This window comes from Rhodococcus sp. BH4 (genome assembly GCF_002079265.1).
GTDB lineage: Bacteria > Actinomycetota > Actinomycetes > Mycobacteriales > Mycobacteriaceae > Rhodococcus_F > Rhodococcus_F qingshengii.
The window spans coordinates 4504429-4523444 of the sequence record NZ_CP014941.1; the positions used below are offsets into that span (position 1 = coordinate 4504429).

The window sequence follows — 19016 nt, forward strand, 5'->3', positions numbered from 1 at the left end:
AAAGTTCTCACTCAGTGGTAGCCGCGACACCCCACCTGCTCGAACCGCCGAGTCGCCCATTCAAATAGTGCGGAATCTCGGCTGCCCGTATCGGCATTCCCTCGAGGTACCCCTGGATCACGTCACATCCGCACTCGGTCACTATCGCGCGCTGCCTCTCCGTCTCCACGCCCTCGGCGACGGTGTCCAGCCCCAGAGACTTGGCAATCGCGATGACGGCTCGCAAGACAGCGAACCTCGAATTCGAGGGATCCGCGTCCAGCGGTGCGACGAACGCCCGATCGATCTTCAACCGATCGAGCGGCAGCCGGGCCAAGCTGGCAACCGAGGAGAACCCTGTGCCGAAGTCGTCCATCGCAATGGCGATGCCGAGCGCCGAGAGCTGTACCAACACATCTCGGTCGGCGTCGTCGATGACCAACGATTCGGTCACCTCGATCTCGAGTCGGCTGGGGTGGAGGTTCACCTCGATCAGTGTCCGGCGTACCGAGTCGACGTATCGACTCGAACGCAGTTGCACCTGAGAAACGTTGACGGCAACCCGAATGTCCTCCGGCCACGTTGTCGCCGCCGTGCAGGCAGCCCTCAGAACACCTGCACCGATCGGCACGATCAAGCCGGTTTCCTCGGCGACCGAAATGAAGTCTCCCGGCGAGACGAGACCTGAAGTCGGATGGTTCCACCGCAGCAGAGCCTCGAACCCGACGACAACTCCCGTCGCGGCCGAGACCTGTGGCTGATAAACCAACTCGAACTCTTCGTCGATCAACGCACGACGAAGATCCAACAATGCCCTGGCCCTACCCGTCGCACGATCCCGCAAAGTCGCATCGAAGGCGCGAATCTGGTTCCGACCGCTCTCCTTTGCGTGGTAAAGCGCGAGGTCCGCGACAATCACCAGGTCTTCGAGGCTGTCGGCGTCGTCGGGCATCGAGCCGTACCCCAGACTGGCACGAATGCGAATCTGGTTGCCGACCAGTGAAAATGGTCGTTCGAATGAGTCGAGAATCGTTTGGAATCTCTTCTCCACCTCATCTGCACTCCCGATGTCGTCGAAGGCTACGTCGTCGAAGGCGATGGCGAACTCGTCACCCCCCAGTCGGCCACAGATCTCGTTCGATCGCAGAACGCTGTGCAGTCTGCCGGCAACATCGCGAAGCACGTCGTCTCCGATGTGGTGTCCCAACCGGTCGTTGATCGACTTGAAGTTGTCCAGATCCAGAATTGCCAGCCACACCCTGTGTCCGTCCCGAATCCGCGAAGACAGTTGAGCGTTGAAGCTGTACCGATTTCTGAGACCGGTCAACGAATCGATCTCTGCCAATCGCAAGATGTTCTGGCGCTGGTGATACGAGTGCGTGATATCGGATCCGACACCGCGCCACCCGTAGGTCGCCCCATCGCCACTGCCCGGGTGACCTGACATCGACCACCAGCGAGTATCGCCCCGAACGACGACCTGCATGGTGAGGTCCCGAAACGCCGTCCCGGCTTGAAAATTCGCGGCGAGGAGATCAAGGGACTTCCTGCCCACATCTGTTCGGGACGCGCCGATCCCGATCAGGATCTCGTGCATTGTGCGGCCCCGAATCTGTGCTGCCGGCAAACCGACCTGCTCGGCGAATCGATACGACACGGTACTGGCGATACCGCGCGAATCGGTCTCCCAGAGCCAATCCTGTGCTCCGTCTTCGAGATCGTTGAGCAACAACTCGACGAGATCTCGTTCGTCCTCGGCTATGAGTTCGGCGCGTAGCCGTCTCTCGAAAAGTTTGGCCAACAGCAAAGTTCCGCTGTAGAGCGAACCTACAAAGACGACCAGCACCCCGATCAGCACGAAACGCGATGTGCCCGGTTCCGTCCAGAACGCCCCGGCCAACCCGACTCCCACCAGGCTGATCCAGACCACAGTGATTCCGCGAAACATCATGGTGGGAAACACGCCGACCGCGATCCCACCGATCAAGGTCGAGCTCAGTACCAACTCGTCACGAGGATCGAGCATCGGAAAGAGAACGAGAGCCAAGCACGCCAGGAGCACTCCCCAGACAATGATTTCGACTGTGAGTACCACCAGTTCGGTGGTCTGGGACTCGGAGACGCCGAGACGCGAGCGCCGGAGCCAATACACACTGAATCCAGCGCTCGACAACAGCATGACGCTCGACCAGGCGAAGGTGAACCATCCGGAATCCACCGGTAGAAGCACCACGATCGCTGACAACGCAACCGCTGCGGTCAGAAACGACCACGGCAGTACGCGCGCGGTGAACCGCAGTCGTCGATCGAGTAGGCGACGGCGATCGTAATCCGAGAGGTGTTGTTCCGTGCCGCTGCGACCGAGTTTGCGCACCGACGTCTCGACACGACGCCTACGGAGTACTGCCGGGTCATCCACGTCGGCCTGCTACCGCCGCTGCGACCGCGTCGACCGACATGGCTCCGCCGGCGATGTATCCCTGAACAGTCCTCACCCTTGCAGCGGCCACGGACTTCAAGTCTTCCTCACCGTCGACTCCCGAGACGACGACCTCCATTCCCAACGCGTCGACCAGATCCACGACAGCTTCGAGGATCGACCGTCCACCAGGCACTGCACCCGAAATGGAGCGCTCTATCCGGACTCGGGTGAACGGAAGGCCGGACAGTGATGCGAGCGAGGAGAATCCGGCGCCGAACTCGTCCACGGTCAGCGCGATTCCCATGTCCGCGATGGCGTGCAACGCAAACTTGGACTCGTCGGTGATCGCCGATGATTCGTTGAGTTGGAGCTCGAGCTGATGTGCACTGACACCTGATCGTCGAAGCGAATCCCCTATCGCGACGACAAAGGAATCCGATTCGAGCTGACGCGTCGATACCGCGACGGCTACCCGCAGGTGATCAGGAAGGCGGGACGCCGCCTCGCAGGCCAACTCGAAGACGGTAGTCCCCAGTGAGTACGCCAAACCGGTGTCGTCTGCGACGCTCATGAATTCGGCGGACGTAACGGCACCGAGGCGGGCGTTGTGCCAGATCACGCGGACTTCCACGGCCACGATCTCGCGGGAAACCACGTCGATCCTGGGCAACAGCTCGAGTTCGAGGTCCTTCTCCGCGACAGTGTTTCCCAGATCTTCGAGCAGGCGGGCCCGCCGATCGGCCACGGACTTCATCGAGTCTCGATATTCACGTACGGCCCCGCGCCCGGATTCCTTTGCCGCGAACAAGGCCAGGTCCGCAGCGCCCATCATCTCGTCGGCGGAGGACGGCAGCTCGTCGGGGAGGTAGTACCCGATGCTGCATCCGATCTCCAACCGCGTACCGGCCACTGTGATCGGCTCGTGCAGAGTTTCGATGTAGCGGCCGAGCAGAGTACGAACTTGTGAGCTGTCACCCACATCGGTGAAAAGAACCGCGAACTCGTCTCCCCCCAGACGTGCGAACAACTGTGACACCCCGCCGGCTTCGGACAGGCGATCCGCGACCTCTCGCAGAACCGCGTCGCCAACGGTGTGTCCCAGTGTGTCGTTGACCGACTTGAAGTTGTCGAGGTCGAGCATGGCCAACGCGAGACCACTTTCGCTTGTGTACGGCTCGCGCAGCAGTCGCTCGAGCTCGGTCCAGAAGCTGTGCCGGTTCGGCATACCGGTGAGTGCGTCCACACGACCCATCCGCACGATCTCGTCACTCTGCAGTTTTACTTCCGTGACGTCGGAACCGACTCCTCGCCAGACGAACTCGTCGGGTGTACGGCCGGGGCGCGGGCGTCCGGAGATCTGCCACCACCGAATTTCACCGTGAACTCGGACCGGAACGAGCACGTCGACGAATGCGGTCTTCGTGTGGCGGGCCTGCTGCAACTCCATGAGCGCATCGATCCCGCCGGGGATCCGTAGGGTGCCCAACTCCATGAACAGGTCCTGCCACGCCGTTCCCTGCAACTCGGTGGAGTCCAGCCCCGCTTCGACCGCGAGCCGCGTCGGGATTCGGTTGAACTTGCCTTTCTGGTCCGTCTCCCACACGAAGTCCCCGGCGTTGCCTTCGAAGTCTTCGAGAAGCATCTGCACGACCGATCGTTCCGACGCGGCGCTCAATTCAGCTCGATAGCGAGATTCCAGGTTGCCCGAGACCACTATCGTGCCGCCGATCAGAGCCGCGCCATAGGCGATCATTCCAATGAGAATTCGTTCGAACTCGGGTCCCGGCTGAAGCCAGAATGCCACCCCGAGGATTATCAGATTGGACAGGACCCAGGTGACCCCCACCACTCGCAACATCGCGGTGGCCACGGCTCCGGCACCGGTGATCGATGTGGTGACCGCTATCAGGATCAGATCGCCGGAATCGTCCAGGATCGGGTACAGGACCAGGGCGAGCGAGGAATACAGGATCCCGACTACAGCAAATTCGACGATGAGAAACGCGTAGGACATCCGGTACGTGGGTGTGATCAGGTTGAAATGAATGGCGAGACCCACGCACATCCCCACCAACCCGATCACGCCGGACAGCAATGGCCACACACGCGGCAGCGGTCCGCCGTCCGGGGGAATCACATACAACGTCAGCCCGAGTGTGACGACGAGGTGGACGGCAGCGGCCCATGGCAGCACGCCGAAGGTAACGGCTATCTGCTCACGAGTTACGTCATCACGTTGGGCGGGCGTCAGTCTTTCTCTCTGGCGGGGTTGCAGAAGCGACAGGACTGGCATCACTTACCTCCCGCTCCCACGACGCAATTGAATCGGACGTCCGACTCAGCAATTCTTCCGTAATTGGACGTTGCCGTGTCAACCAGTGCGTCCACCCTATTTCGGGGTCGCGTCTGCCCACAGACACAGTAATCAGCAAACTGCTGGTCTGCCGCAAGTTGGCGCCGCAAGTTTGATGCCTATGGGTTGAAATCAGACATGAGGGACAATGGCCGGAGATCGCCGATCACGTCGGTGGAGATTCCTCGACGGGTAACACGATCGGACTCATTCGAGTTCAGACAAGGACTATCACGATGGCAATCGACTACACCCGACGTTCCGGCGAGTCCACTCCGTCGCAAGCACCGGTCAGCCTGAGCAAGATCACGCTCACAAAATCGGCGCCGACGGTCAACCTCGCGAAGGCGGGTGAACGACAAGGCAATATGCGCGTGAACCTCAACTGGTCACAGGGGGCACCACCGAAGAAGACCGGTTTTCTCGCCAAGCTCGCCGGCGCAGGCTCTGGTGCGGTCGACCTGGACCTCGGATGCCTCTACGAACTTGCCGACGGGTCCAAGGGAGTAGTTCAGGCCTTGGGTAACAGTTTCGGTTCACTGACTTCTCCGCCCTACATCTCCCTCGACGGCGACGACCGCAGTGGTGCGAACACCGGCGGCGAGAACATGCACGTCAATCTTGGTGACCCAAGCGCTTTCCGGCGAATCCTGATCTTCGCGATGATCTACGACGGCGCTCCCAACTGGGCGGCGGTGGACGGCGTCGTCACCTTGTATCCCACCAACGGGCCGGAGGTGGAAGTGCGACTCGACTCCGCCAGCAACCAGGAGCGACTGTGCGCGATCGCTCTCATCCAGAGTTCAGGTCAGGGCGTGACGGTGACCCGTGAAGTTCAGTACATCAACGGCAGTCAGTCAGATCTCGATCGGGCCTACAACTGGGGAATGAAATGGGCTGCCGGACGAAAGTAGGGGCTGCGGACGGGATCTCCCCCATCCGAATGACAATGTCCGAATCATCCACAATGTCGCAAGTTACTGGATAGTGTCGAGAAGTGGGGTCGGACATGAGGGGTCACGCTCGACACCGATAGTGGGTCGGTGACGCTATGTGCTTGGCGGCGCCGACGTTCGACCGGAAAGGCCCTCGATTTCCCCCGAGATCGAGGGCCTTTTCGTATCTTGCGTCACTGTTCGCACCCTTTCATTAGTTGATCGTTAAACTAGGCGTTCGTCCAACATGCACCGATGGAGAACGTGAATGTCCACGAATTCAGATCGACGCCCGCGCCTGCCCGTGAGAATCGCCTACCTCGCCGCAGGAGTTCTCTTTGTCGCCGCCATGATCCTGTTGGCAAGCGTCGTCAACCCTGATCGGGACCGCGATTTCTCGATGAACCACGTCCCCGCGGGGACGTCGACGACCGCCTTCGCCGCAACGTCCGACCTCGGCTAACGAAGGTACCGGTACGTAAGTGGCGCACGTCACGAACTGTGGGTAGTTTCAACGCCGATGGTTCGCCGTAGGTCGGTATTGAGAGGGACGGCCAACCACTGCCCTGCCTGGTTGCCCCACCCAAGCAGGCAGGGCACCCCAGATCAGGCAGGCCCCGCCGATAATTTAAGCCTCAAGTAACTGTTACTCGGGAAAGACTTGTATCAAACCGGGACGAATCGTACATTTCATCCGGCAGTCGGCCTTCGTCCGACGCCTTTACCGTCAATGTCGACGGAACTTCTCTGAACACCACCACAAGTCGGCCACTTGTCGTGACCGCATTCGTCCTCGCGAAAGGCTCGCCCATGTTCGATTTCTTCGGCGCAATCTCCGGCTTCTTCGGCCTACTGTTCGGCACCGGCTCGTCGAGCGGGAGCTCGGGAGGAAGCAGCGACGCACCCGTCGCCCCGCCTACCTGATCCACAAGCCTCACCCGGCACCGATCCGCCGGGTGAGGCTCTCGCGAATCTCTTTGAAACACAACGTAACAGCACTTCAACTCCACCGACTTTTCTGCGGATCCACGCCGACACACTCCGGCGTCCGGACAGTTTCACCACATCGCCTGCAGTAATGGGTCCTGTGTCCGCCATTCTCCGTCGAGGCACACCCGCAGACCTCCCAACCGACAAGGCATGTGTTCGCCGTGAGCCGGTGTCCGTTGGGGCAGCAGTCCGGGGATTGCTCGGTCAACCGCATCTCCACATTTTCGCACACATGTTCGACAAGTTGGTACTGCACGCTGCACATTCGATTGCACCGGCCGCTTCCGGTCGGCCCGAGCGCAACTATCCCTTCCGTCACTTCGGTCTGCTTTAATACGAAGGCTTTGTCGGGGGTTTACCAATGTCCGAAGTTGTCGAGTTTCTGCGAGCACACGCAGGCGAACACGGGGTTGAACTATGGGTTTCTTCAAGAAGGCGGCTGTGACTGCTCTAGCGGTCGCTGCAGTCGGAGCATCAACAGGGATCGCATCAGCTGATCCGTCGACCGACGTGAATTACGAAGCGAAGGTCGTCGACAAGTCGATCGTCACCACCATCGACGCCGGGCTGTTCAAGGTGTCCGGCGACGGCAAGTCCGTCGTCTTGCAGGACAGCAAGGGAGCCGACCTTGTTTCCCTGCCTCTCGCATACAACCTCGGGGATCTACAGTTCCCCTTCGATCGCACGATCAGTGAAGACGGTAAGACCCTCACGCTGACACCGATCACCGATTCTGCGAAGGCAACACCTCGACCCGAGAGTGCGCCTGCGGCAAAGGAATGGACGCCCGTCGCCTCGCCCGAGGAGAATGATCGGGCGATTGCGCACTTCCAGAGCCAACTCGGACTCGGCACTCAGGTCGGCAGCCTGCTCGGCACCATCGTCGGCGCCGGAATCGGTTGCGCTGTCGGCGCTCCGCTGGGCTTGACCATCGTCGGACTCCCCGTCGCCGCGGCACTGTGCCTGGGTGGCCTCGCAACAGGCGCCGGAATCGGCGGTGTCGCCGGAACGATCCTCGGCGGCGGCGGCGCGGCTGTCGTAGCCGGCATCGATCTCGTCAACACGCTGAATGCTCCTGCCGGGACGACCGTCTGGGCTCAGTAGCCACTTGGTGGTCAGTCGCTGCTCCACGGAAAGCCCCGCCCGCCCGAAGAGGACGAGCGGGGTTTTTCGATTCAATGTGCAGGAGGATCTACGTGGTGCCCCCAGTCGGACTCGAACCGACACTTGACGGATTTTAAGTCCGTTGCCTCTGCCAATTGGGCTATGGGGGCCTTGCCGCACCCGACGGGTCGGGTGCGGCAGGGATCAGACTATCGGGTCGGTCTGAGCTACCGACATCGCGATGCCGTCGAGTATGTCGTGTTCGCTGACAACCAGTTCGGCGATCCCGGCTTTGGCTTCGAACGCTTGAGCCAGCACCGTGGTGATGATCGCTCCGCCGCCGATGACGTCCACCCGCCCCGGATGCATCGGGCCGAAGGCAGCACGATCAACCCGAGGCATAGCAATGAGACGCTCGCACACGTCGAACAGTTGATTGAACGAAATCCTCGACAGGTGCACCTTCTCGGCGTCGTACTCCGGAAGATCCTGCGCGATCGCGGCCAGCGTCGTCATGGTTCCAGCGACACCCACCCACGTGTGCGCCTTCTCGACGGGTACGGCCTCGAACGCCTCGGCAAGTTTCGCGGTCGCGAAAGCCGTCGCCTCGGAAACCTGCTCTGCTGTAGGCGGATCCGACGGTAAGCACCGCTCTGTGACGCGCACACAGCCGATGTCGGTGGAGTACGCAGCCTGGACGCCCGACGTGTCGCCGAGGACAACTTCGGTGGATCCGCCGCCGAGATCGACGACCACGAACGGGCCCTCGGACGGATCAAGTTCTCCCACAGCACCGCTGAACGAGAGGCGCGCCTCTTCGTCGCCGGTGATAACCTCTGCTCCGGATCCAGGAATCACCGCGCCGAGCACGTCTCGCGTCATCGTGAAGAAGTCTTCCCGATTCGCAGCGTCGCGAGTAGCCGAGGTGGCGACCATGCGAACGGCGGTTGCTCCGGCATCGGCGATCATCGACGCGTACTCGACCAGCGCGACCCGGGTGCGTTCGATGGCCTCGGGCGCGAATGTCCCTGTCGCATCAACACCTTGCCCGAGTCGCACGACGCGCATCTCGCGCCGGACATCCACCAGACGACCGTCGGCGCCGACGTCCGCGATCAGCAGTCGAATGGAGTTGGTACCGCAATCGACTGCGGCGACACGGGGAGTCACCGGTCGGTGTTGTCGGCATCGTCGATGCCAGGCCAGTCCGCGGGAATTGCAGTGCCGCGCAGCTTTCCGTGACCGGCCAACGCGACGGACTCGTCACCGAGCGGGTTGACGCCGGGTCCCTTGGCAAGCGAATGTGCCATCAGCACGTGCAGGCACTTGACACGATCCGGCATCCCACCGCCGGCAAAGTCGGTTCCCAGAGATTCGATCGCGTCCCGCTCGGCAAGGTACGACTCGTATGCCCGTCGATAGGCCGCGGCAAGTTCCGGATCCTGGGTCAGGCGTTCGGTCATTTCACGCATGACGCCGGCGGATTCCTGACGGCTCGCTTCGGCAGTCAGTCGCGGGTCCGTGAGGTAGTACAACGTCGGGAACGGTGTTCCGTCCGGAAGTTTGGGGGCGGTCTTGACCACGCCCGGCTGACCGTCCGGGCTGCGGTACGCGATCTCGATCACTCCGCGTGGCTCACGGCCCAATTGAGCGGCAACGGCGTCGAGATCCGCTTGTGAAACCTGTGGGGAATTTTCGGACGTGTTGCTCACCCGGTGGGTACTCCTTGTTCTTCTGGCTCTATCGGCGCCAACGGCATCGGGGCCGGTGTCGTCGTCTCGGGAACCACTGGCGGTTCCGAAATCGTTTGCCACAGATCGCGATACCACGGACCTGTGAGCGGTGTTTCCTTTTCCTGCTTCTTCTCGGGTTCCTTGTAGTCACCGGGAAGCTGAACCTGGAACGGGGTCTCGCCCGGTTTGACGTACCGAAGGCGTTCTCGTGCAAGAGCTTCGATGTACGCAGGGTCGTCGAAGCGCGCGTTCTGCCCTTGCAGCTTTCGCAGTTCTTCCTCGAGTACCTGACGTTCCGCCGCCACCTGCGCGGCATCCGAACGCTGGCTGATGTAAGTACGGAGCGGCACTGCCAGTGTCAGCGCCAGCATGAGCACAACCATCGCGAGCACAACTGCCCGACTGGTGGACAAGCCGAAAATGGTGTTGTCCGACTTCGGAAGCCGAGACCAGAACTTGTTGGTTCCGCTCTTCCCCCGGGCCAACTTCGACCCTCGCGCCGACGCTTTCTCGGCGGAGACCCCCGGTTGCGCGGGGCCTGTCACAGCGGAATCGACTGCTTCCGGATCTACCGAAGGTTCCGACACGCGTGGGCGTCGGGCACTGTCCCGACGCGCACGCGACGGTGTGTCCCCACGACGGGAACCACGACCCCCCGGACTTCCGCCGGGGGATCGTGGCTTACCGCGCTGTGCAGACACTACTGAATCTTAGATTTCCGTCAGGCCTCGAAAGCGAAGCGCGGGAACGCAACCTCGCCGGCGTAACGTGCTGCGTCGCCGAGGTTTTCCTCGATGCGCAGCAGCTGGTTGTACTTGGCAACGCGCTCGCTGCGTGCCGGAGCACCGGTCTTGATCTGGCCGCTGCCGACGGCAACCGCGAGGTCGGCGATGGTGGTGTCCTCGGTCTCGCCGGAACGGTGGCTCATCATCGTCTTGTAGCCGTTGCGGTGAGCGAGATCGACGGCGTCGAGGGTCTCGGTCAGGGTGCCGATCTGGTTGACCTTCACCAGGAGTGCGTTGGCCGCACCCTTGACGATGCCTTCTTCGAGGCGCTCGGGGTTGGTGACGAAGAGGTCGTCGCCGACGAGCTGGATCTTGTTGCCGATCTGATCGGTGAGTGCGACCCAGCCGTCCCAGTCGTCTTCGTCGAGCGGATCCTCGATGGAAACGAGCGGGTAGGCGTCGATGAGCTCGGCGTAGAACGCCGCCATCTCGGCCGCGGTGCGGTTCTTGCCCTCGAACTTGTAGCCGGTGCCGTCGGTGTAGAACTCGGTGGCAGCGACGTCGAGAGCGAGCGCGACGTCGGTACCCAGCTTGAGGCCGGTCTTGTTCACGGCGATCGTGATGAGGTCGAGTGCTTCCTTGGTGCCTGCGACGTCGGGCGCGAATCCGCCTTCGTCGCCGAGACCGGTGGAGAGGCCCTTCTCCTTGAGAACCGACTTCAGGGAGTGGTAGACCTCGGCGCCCCAGCGCAGCGATTCCTTGAAGCTCGGTGCGCCGATGGGAGCAACCATGAACTCCTGGACGTCGACACCGGTGTCTGCGTGTGCGCCACCGTTGAGGATGTTCATCATCGGGACAGGGAGAACGTGAGCGTTGGGGCCACCGACGTAGCGGAACAGCTCGAGGCCCGAGGACTCGGCGGCGGCGCGAGCCACGGCAAGCGAGGCACCGAGCAGAGCGTTTGCGCCGAGACGCGACTTGTCCGGGGTGCCGTCCGCGTCGAGCAGCGCCTGGTCGACCGTGCGCTGCTCGGTTGCGTCGATGCCGATGATGGCAGGAGCGATCTCGCCGAGCACAGCCTCCACGGCCTTCTCGACGCCCTTTCCGCCGTAGCGTGCGCCACCGTCGCGCAGTTCGACGGCTTCGTGCTCACCCGTCGAAGCGCCGGACGGCACCGCAGCCCTGGCGAAACTTCCGTCTTCGAGCAGAACCTCGACCTCAACCGTGGGGTTACCACGGGAATCAAGGATCTCGCGAGCTCCGACCTGCTCAATACTGGCCACTGTGTGGTTCTCCTTCGAATGGGCTTCGCATTGGGGCACGCTCTGCGTGCTTGACACTTGGGCTCCGACCCCTCCGGTCGAAAGAGGACCACGATCGCGGCTGGGCCTCTGCAGTGCCAGCACCTCTGTAGTGCCAGCACACAGCCTAACCGCACGGGCCGAAGGCTTCTTTATCGACGCGCGGTCACGGGTCCGACCTGCGGATCGATCACCGTCAGTCCGGCCGTACCCCGACTGAATACGCCGACGCACGATCACGAACGAGCGCGAGATAGTCGCCCGAGAGGTTGTACGCCATCAGTGCCTGCTGCCATCCGGCAGCGGAAGTGAGGTCTCCCCCGCGTGCACACAGGTAGCGGGCGGCCGTGAGGGCAGCGTCGTCGATGTTGTCGGGGTCCACCCGGCCGTCGCCGTTGGCGTCGACTCCCCATTTGAGCCACGTCTCGGGGATGAACTGCATGGGCCCCATCGCACGGTCGTGCACTGGATCGCCGTCCATCGCCCCGCCGTCGGTGTCGGGGATCTCGGCAACTCCCGGGCCACCGTCGAGAGGGATTCCCCGAATGATCGGAGCAACCTGGCCGAACGCGTCGACCGACGAGCCGTCGTAGGTCCCGTGGCGGCTCTCGACGCTGCCGATACCGGCCAAAGTTGTCCACCCGATTCCGCAGCCGGGAAGCGTCTCGGCCATCACCGCGGCGGCGTACCCGTAGGCCTCGAGTGCCGTCGTCCCGATCCCGATGTCGTCCGACAATCCCGCTGCCCAGTCGGCGAGTTGATCAGCACTGCGGCCGGGAGCATTGATGTCGATCGGCGGCGTCGGAGAGCCGGTACCTGGGGGTATGCCCTCGGGAATAGCAACCTTCGGTTCGTTCGATCCGCAAGCCACGACGCCTGCGCCCAGCAAAGCTGTTCCGGCAGCTACTGCTGCTACGGCTCGCGAGAGACGCCGGGAACTTCTGCGGGCTACGGGAGTTCGGTACACCCCTCCATCATCCACATGCGAGTGAACTACTCCCGAATCCATTGGTAAAGAACAGCAAAAGTACAGGTGAGGGCATGGTTCGCCGTCGATGATGGAGTATCTTCTTCTGAGTTAAGGCTGGCCTAGCCTCACGAACTTGTCCGAAGCTGTTACACCCTTCCTGTCAGGAGTCGCCCGTGCCCGTGTCGGTACTCGCTGCCGCGAGCACACCATCAGTTGCCACCCAGTTATTCGGCAGTGGCCTGATCGGTCTGCGCGAAGGCCTCGAAGCGGGCATCGTGGTGATGATTCTCGCCGCCTACCTCGTGAAGGCGCAGCGCAAGGACGCACTGAAATGGGTGTGGCTCGGCGTCGCGATCGCCGTCGCGATGGTGGCGATCATCTTCTTCGCGATCCACTACGGAACGTCGACGGTCGACGGCCTGACCGCAGAGATCATCGCGGGCGTTGCCTCCCTGATCGCCGTCGTCATCGTCACGATCATGGTCCTGTGGATGCGTACGGCAGCGAAGAACATTTCCGGAGATCTCAAGGCGGGGATGGAAAAGGCGCTCATTGCCGGACCCGTCGCCATTTTGTCGCTGGCATTCTTCGCGGTCGGTCGTGAAGGCGTCGAGACAGCGTTGCTCATGGTGGGGTACGCAGAGAACACCGCCGGCAGCTCCTGGCCGCTGGTCGGACTGCTCCTCGGAATTCTCTTGGCCGCCGTCTTGACCGTCGCCATGTACTTCGGCGCCCTCCGTCTCAACCTCACGACGTTCTTCCGGTACACGGCGATCTTCCTCATCGTCGTAGCCGCCGGAATCCTCTCGTACGGTGTTCGCGCTCTGCAGACCGGAAACGTCCTGCCGGGCGGTTCGAATCTCGCGTTCAACCTGACACCCGGCTACGACCCGTCGACCTGGTACGGCACCGTCCTCGCCGGAATCTTCAACTTCCGCCCGGACCCGACCGTCCTGCAAGCCGTCGCATGGCTCGTCTACCTCGTAGTCGTCCTAGCACTCTTCCTGCGTCCCCTTCCGTCGAAGCCAACCGAGCCGACGGCCCCGCCCGCGCACGACACACACGTTCCCGAAAAATCCTGAGAGGCATTGCCGACATGCGTAAATCCACCCTCGTACTGGCCACGGCTGCGGTACTTCCCTTCTCCCTCGCCGCGTGCACCGAGAAGACGACGGCGAACGACGGCGACATCACGGTCACCGCCACCGACGACTCATGTGAGGTCAGCGCCACGACGGGGACGACCGGCACGTCGACCTTCCAGGTGACGAACAACGGCTCCAAGGTCACCGAGTTCTACGTCTTCGCCGAGGGTGATCGAGCGATGGGCGAGGTCGAGAACATCGGCCCAGGACTGACCCGTCAGCTGATCGTCTCTCTCCCTGAAGCAGCGACCTACCAGCTCGCCTGCAAGCCGGGCATGGTCGGAACCGGCATCCGTCAGGACTTCGTCGTCACAGGCGATTCGCAGGCGGCCACCGACGAGAGCGGCCAGCTCGCCGAAGCCGCCGACGGTTACCGTCGCTACATCCGCAGCCAGATCGTCGCGCTGCAGGACACCGCAGCTCAGTTCGTCGCCGCAGTCCAGTCCGGCAACGTCGACCAGGCGAAGGCACTGTTCCCGATCGCACGTACCTACTACGAGCGCATCGAACCCGAAGCCGAGAGCTTCGGCGAGCTCGATCCCAAGCTGGACCTTCGCGAAGCGGATCTCGAGCCCGGTCAGGTCTGGACCGGGTTCCACCGCCTCGAGAAGGATCTGTGGGTGACCGGGCTTCAGCCGGACACCAACGCGGTCGCAGATCAGCTGCTCGAAGACATCCAGTACCTTGCCGACCAGGTGAACGCGGACGATTACACGATCGATCCCACCAAGATCGCCGGCGACGCTCAAGGGTTGCTCGACGAGATCTCGAAGTCGAAGATCAGCGGAGAAGAAGACATCTTCTCGCATACCGACCTCTGGGATTTCCAGGCCAACGTCGATGGCTCACAAGCGGCGATCGCGGCACTGAACCCGATTCTGCAGGAACGTAATCCCGAGCTCGCCCAGCGCATCGCTGACCGATTCGCCGACCTCGACGCTGCGCTGGCGCAGTTCCGGGTCGGCGACGGATTCGTGTACTACGACACCGTGACCGAGGCGCAGCGTCAGGAACTCTCGCGTAAAATCGATGCTCTGTCCGCCGAGGTCAGCCAGGTCCAGGAAGTAGTCGCGGGACAGTAGATGACTGATTCACCGAAAGGCACACCCGCTGCGGAAAGCGCAGCACCGCAGGCAGTCTCACGGCGCCGACTGTTCGGCGCCGTGGGGGCGGGCGCCGTCCTGGCCGGTGCCGGTGCCGTCATCGGGCGGGTGACCGCCGACGAGAGTTCCGGCACCGATCACGCAGACGTGGTGGCCTTTCGCGGCGAGCATCAGGCAGGCATCACGACGCCGGCCCAGGATCGTATGCACTTCGTCGCTTTCGATGTGACGACGAAGTCGCGCGACGAACTGATCACGCTGCTGCAGACGTGGACGGCGATGGCCGAACGAATGACGGCGGGTCAGGAAGCAACCGAGGACGGAGCGACCGGCGACGGTCCGTATGCACCACCGAGCGATACGGGTGAGGCACTCGATCTCGCGCCGTCGCAACTCACCCTGACCATCGGATTCGGACCGTCACTTTTCGACGACCGGTTCGGTCTCGCAGACAAGAAACCTGCTGCCCTGCTCGATCTCCCCCACTTCCGTGCGGACAACCTCGATCCGAATCGCAGCGGGGGCGACATCGCCATCCAAGCGTGCGCCAACGACCCCCAGGTTGCCGTCCATGCGATCCGCAACCTCGCGCGAGTCGCGTTCGGGACCGCGTCGGTCAAATGGTCGCAACTCGGGTTCGGACGAACATCCTCGACCTCGACGACGCAGGCGACACCACGAAATCTGTTCGGGTTCAAGGACGGAACAGCCAACATCAAGGCGGAAGATCCAAACGCACTCGCCCAGCACGTCTGGGTTGATCCCACTGACGATCAGGCCTGGATGGCGGGCGGCTCATTCCTCGTCGCAAGACGAATCCGCATGCTGATCGAGCAGTGGGATCGCGCAGTACTCAAGGAACAGGAAGCTGTCATCGGCCGCTCCAAACGCAGCGGAGCGCCGCTCGGCGGCAAGGACGAGTTCGACGAGCTCGATCTCGATTCCAAAATGGGACACGACTTCGTCATCCCGGAGGATTCACACGTGCGCCTGGCCTCTGCCGAGGAACTCGGTGGGATTCAGATCTTGCGCCGCGGATACAACTTCACGGACGGCTCCGATGGCTTCGGCCACCTGGACGCGGGACTGTTTTTCGTTGCGTACTGCCGGAATCCGGTCGAGCAGTTTGTTCCGATGCAGCAAAACCTTTCACGACACGATGCGCTGAACGAATACATCCAGCACGTCGGTTCTGCGGTCTTCGCTTGCCCCGGCGGTCTCGCCGACGGGAGCTACTGGGGCTCCGCGCTGTTCGCGTAGCCGAACACCGGGACACCGGTCCAGGTTGCGATCTCGGAACGAAATCTGCGCACGGAGTACTTCTCGTACGAGCGTGCACCATTCACGTCCACTGCGGCGACATCTCGGATGCACTCGGCCACCGATTCCCAACTGTCGTCGTGGAAATGGAGTCCGTCGACACCAGGTGTCACGGTTTCCGAAGCTCCCCCGATGCTGTTCGTAATCACGCGCGCACCCGCAGCCATTGCCTCCACCGGCATGATTCCGAAGTCTTCGATCGCCGGAAAGACGTATGCGAGTGCCTGCTGATACAGCGCAAAAAGCAACGCATCCGAGGGGCGCCGAACAATTCGAACGGGAACCGACGCAGAGTCAGCCATCGCGCGGAGCCGATCCTCTTCCGGGCCCGACCCTGCGATGACAGCAGCCGTTCCGGCCCGCTCGGCTGCCCGGATCACCCAGTCCAAACGCTTGTACGGAATGAACCTCGAGGCACCGAGAACGAATGGCGAGGGCAAACTCGATAGTAGCTGAATTTCGTTTTCGCTCAATCGGGACCGCCAATCCTCGACGGCGGAGATCCGGTCGACGTCCACCGGAGGGTGGATGACCCGTGATTGCACGCCCCAGGCTCGCTCAACCCGTCGACTGACGAACACACTGTTCGCTGCGAACGAGGCTCCCTCCGACGCTCTTTTGCGGTCGATCTTGCGCAGAATGGGTGATCCCAGCCTCGCGAGTGGCGAGTTTCCACGCTCGTCCAGTTCGGGATTCCACACGTACCTGGCGGGGGTGTGCACGTAGACGAATTTCCGGAATCGCGCAGACTGCTCCCTGAATGTTGCGTGATGGGCAAACACGTGGGAGCTGATCAGCGCGAAGTCATAGCCGCGGTTCTCCAACCCTCGCCAGGTGAACGGCATGACAGGCAACGAGAGCGCTTTGCTACGACGCAATGGCGTTGCAGCGAGCACACTTTCGTTGACATCGGTTGTCGAGTAACGCCCGGGAGCATCGTTCCACAGACAATAGAGGTCAGCGTCCGGATAACAATTGACGAACTCGTCCAGCACCTTCTCTGCGCCGCCCGAACGCTCTATCCATTCATGGACGAGTACACCTGACATTTTCGGACTCCTATGCGCTTTTTTGGCGCTTCACAAACCTAGAGATTGCCGGATCGGCATCAAACAGACTACTGGTATGTTTACTAGCAACATACAGGCAACCGATCTTGACCGGAGTGATCACCATCGAGACTCAACTGGCCACGTGGTTCGGGTCGGCAGACAGGCCGTTGCTCGGATTCCTTCACGTGCCCTCTTCAGGAACTGTCCGAGAAGCCGTGGTCATGTGTCCCCCGCTGGGCAAGGAGCACATCGACACCTATCGCGGCATGCGACTTCTCGGCGAAAAACTCGCGGCACAGGGTATGGCCGCTTTTCGTTTCGAGTACGCGGGAGTCGGCGACTCGGCCGGTTCCGAAGACGATCCTGACGCTCTCACCCTCTGGCTGAAGAGCATCGTCAGCGCTGTGGACTATGTCCGACAAGCGGGCGCGGAATCCGTCAGCATCGTCGGACTGAGAGTTGGTGCCCTCCTGGCAGCGTCGGCATTGCAGGAGTGCGGACACGTCAACTCGATAGTCCTGTGGGACCCAATTCTGACCGGCCGCAACTACCTCAGGGAACAACGTGCGTTCTACGCGATCAGCGTCGGAGAGGACGATCCCGCCGACTCACGTGTGTCGATCATGGGTGGCGTGCTGGCTCCCGAATGCGCCGACCAACTGTCACGTCTCCGCATCACCGGACCATTTCTCGGACGTCCACGCACCCTTCTGGCCGTGAAGTCTTCGGTACTGGACAGCAGAGCTGTCGCCGGGCTCGCAGCAACTCTTGATCCCGAGATGATGATCTTGGAGAACCACGACGCGTTCACGTCGCCTCCCAGTTTCTACGTCGACATCCCCTACACACACATCAACGAAATCGCACAGTGGTTGGATCGCCACGCGCCCACGAGTTCCTCCGCGTTCACTCCCGCGATCACCACCACAGCTCGCGTCGCGGTCACCGAAGTCGGCGAGGAGGTGTTCGAGACGTTGGAACGATTCGGCGCTCAGGAGCTCTTCGCGATCCGCACGCATCCCGCAACTTCTCCCGAATCCGAGGCAGGCAACATATCGACCACCGATGCGCCTCCCGAGCGCGGACTACTGTTCTTCACTACTGCAATCGAGCATCGAGTCGGGCCTGGCCGCTCGTGGGTGACCATCGCTCGTGAGGCCGCGGCTCTCTCGGTCACGAGTCTCCGATTCGACCGACGAGGGGTCGGCGACTCGGGTCCGATCGACGCCGACAATCCGACGTCGGTCTATTCACACGCGGCAGACGAGGACGCACGCACTGCCGTTGCCGCACTCGGCGCAGATCCGAGAAACCTCGTGATGACCGGATTGTGTTCGGGGGCATGGACCTCAGCGTCCATGGCGCTCCAGATGGGTGCGAGATCGACAATACTCGTAAACATGATCTTGTGGTCGGTGAGGCGCAAGAAGTCCCTGATGGATGCTGTCTTGCCGGAGGCTCCTCGAATCGATCCAGGTGCCGAAACCACGAAACTTCCCCTCCGCGGACGGGTGAAAGGCGTACTGCAGTCCCGTCTCCCCTATCCAGCGTGGAAGCTTCTGGGAATCAGGGGAATCACGCAGGTTCCTGAGGTAATGCTGGAGGCACTCTGCAAGCGTGGGGTGGATACCACCGTCATCCTCTCCCCCGCGGACGCCGCATGGTTCAATCAGCAACGCGGACCCGAAGGCGTTGCCCGGATGACTCACCGAGGACAAACGTTCGACGCGATCATGCCACCGGTCGGCGATCACCCGTCCTACCATCGTGACCTCCGAAATATCGTGCAAACAAAGGCGATTTCTTCGATAGCGAAAGCATTCGGAATTACGACGGTCCCTCGGGCCGACACGGCGAATGCGAACCGGTTCATCGCGTGAACAC

15 protein-coding genes and 1 tRNA gene are annotated in these 19016 nt (G+C 62.0%); 7 read left to right on the forward strand and 9 right to left on the reverse strand.

Translation table 11 applies throughout. The features are described 5' to 3' along the window. Window positions 1-7: 7 nt before the first annotated feature. Window positions 8-2398, reverse strand: a complete 2391-nt coding sequence (locus tag A0W34_RS20590; protein WP_156888936.1) for a putative bifunctional diguanylate cyclase/phosphodiesterase — start codon at window positions 2396-2398, stop codon at window positions 8-10. After that, window positions 2391-4694, reverse strand: coding sequence for a putative bifunctional diguanylate cyclase/phosphodiesterase (locus A0W34_RS20595; protein ID WP_225320105.1), 2304 nt, complete (start codon window positions 4692-4694; stop codon window positions 2391-2393). Before A0W34_RS20595 ends, A0W34_RS20590 begins: the two co-directional genes overlap by 8 nt. A gap of 296 nt (window positions 4695-4990) precedes the next feature. Here A0W34_RS20595 and A0W34_RS20600 point away from each other — a divergent pair, with 296 nt between their 5' ends. The 3 genes from A0W34_RS20600 to A0W34_RS20615 all read left to right on the forward strand — a co-directional run bounded on the left by A0W34_RS20600 (window position 4991) and on the right by A0W34_RS20615 (window position 7783). Next, entirely contained in the window at window positions 4991-5668 is a 678-nt protein-coding gene (locus tag A0W34_RS20600; RefSeq protein ID WP_007728823.1) for a TerD family protein, read from the forward strand. A gap of 289 nt (window positions 5669-5957) precedes the next feature. Then, window positions 5958-6152, forward strand: a complete 195-nt coding sequence (locus tag A0W34_RS20605; protein WP_081558186.1) for a hypothetical protein — start codon at window positions 5958-5960, stop codon at window positions 6150-6152. 944 nt (window positions 6153-7096) lie between these two features. After that, window positions 7097-7783, forward strand: coding sequence for a hypothetical protein (locus A0W34_RS20615; protein WP_007728826.1), 687 nt, complete (start codon window positions 7097-7099; stop codon window positions 7781-7783). 93 nt (window positions 7784-7876) lie between these two features. On the opposite strand, the gene A0W34_RS20620 is transcribed toward A0W34_RS20615, so the two are convergent. The 6 genes from A0W34_RS20620 to A0W34_RS20645 form a co-directional block, all read right to left on the reverse strand. Next, window positions 7877-7953: transfer RNA gene (locus A0W34_RS20620), tRNA-Leu, on the reverse strand. A 34-nt stretch (window positions 7954-7987) separates the two neighbouring features. Continuing rightward, complete coding sequence (locus tag A0W34_RS20625; RefSeq protein ID WP_081558187.1) at window positions 7988-8953, reverse strand: Ppx/GppA phosphatase family protein; 966 nt, start codon at window positions 8951-8953, stop codon at window positions 7988-7990. Next, a complete protein-coding gene (locus A0W34_RS20630) occupies window positions 8950-9495 on the reverse strand; it encodes a DUF501 domain-containing protein (RefSeq protein WP_003946286.1) in 546 nt (181 codons plus the stop codon). The genes A0W34_RS20625 and A0W34_RS20630 overlap by 4 nt, the downstream gene beginning before the upstream one ends. Beyond that, window positions 9492-10217 (reverse strand): FtsB family cell division protein, encoded by a 726-nt coding sequence (locus A0W34_RS20635; RefSeq protein WP_232329892.1) that lies wholly within the window; start codon window positions 10215-10217, stop codon window positions 9492-9494. The genes A0W34_RS20630 and A0W34_RS20635 overlap by 4 nt, the downstream gene beginning before the upstream one ends. Before the next feature lie 20 nt (window positions 10218-10237). Further along, window positions 10238-11524, reverse strand: a complete 1287-nt coding sequence (gene eno / locus A0W34_RS20640) for a phosphopyruvate hydratase (protein WP_003946309.1) — start codon at window positions 11522-11524, stop codon at window positions 10238-10240. Between the two features lie 214 nt (window positions 11525-11738). After that, on the reverse strand, window positions 11739-12551 hold the full coding sequence (locus A0W34_RS20645) for a lytic transglycosylase domain-containing protein (RefSeq protein ID WP_139799830.1): 813 nt from the start codon (window positions 12549-12551) through the stop codon (window positions 11739-11741). A 140-nt stretch (window positions 12552-12691) separates the two neighbouring features. Here A0W34_RS20645 and efeU point away from each other — a divergent pair, with 140 nt between their 5' ends. The 3 genes from efeU to efeB are packed head-to-tail and all read left to right on the forward strand — an operon-like array spanning window position 12692 to window position 16020. Beyond that, the gene (gene efeU / locus A0W34_RS20650; RefSeq protein ID WP_058037265.1) at window positions 12692-13594 is read left to right on the forward strand and encodes an iron uptake transporter permease EfeU; all 903 of its coding nucleotides are present in this window, start codon (window positions 12692-12694) and stop codon (window positions 13592-13594) included. A 14-nt stretch (window positions 13595-13608) separates the two neighbouring features. Then, window positions 13609-14739, forward strand: a complete 1131-nt coding sequence (efeO, locus tag A0W34_RS20655) for an iron uptake system protein EfeO (protein ID WP_058037256.1) — start codon at window positions 13609-13611, stop codon at window positions 14737-14739. Further along, on the forward strand, window positions 14740-16020 hold the full coding sequence (efeB, locus tag A0W34_RS20660) for an iron uptake transporter deferrochelatase/peroxidase subunit (RefSeq protein WP_081558190.1): 1281 nt from the start codon (window positions 14740-14742) through the stop codon (window positions 16018-16020). Here the strand turns inward: efeB and A0W34_RS20665 are convergent. Next, window positions 15993-17129, reverse strand: coding sequence for a glycosyltransferase (locus A0W34_RS20665; protein WP_020908547.1), 1137 nt, complete (start codon window positions 17127-17129; stop codon window positions 15993-15995). The genes efeB and A0W34_RS20665 overlap by 28 nt on opposite strands. A 116-nt stretch (window positions 17130-17245) precedes the next feature. Between A0W34_RS20665 and A0W34_RS20670 the strand changes: the two genes are divergently transcribed. Further along, window positions 17246-19012 carry an alpha/beta fold hydrolase gene (locus A0W34_RS20670; RefSeq protein WP_081558191.1) on the forward strand — a complete coding sequence of 589 codons (1767 nt, stop codon included), beginning with the start codon at window positions 17246-17248 and terminating at the stop codon, window positions 19010-19012. The last annotated feature ends 4 nt before the right edge of the window (window positions 19013-19016 follow it).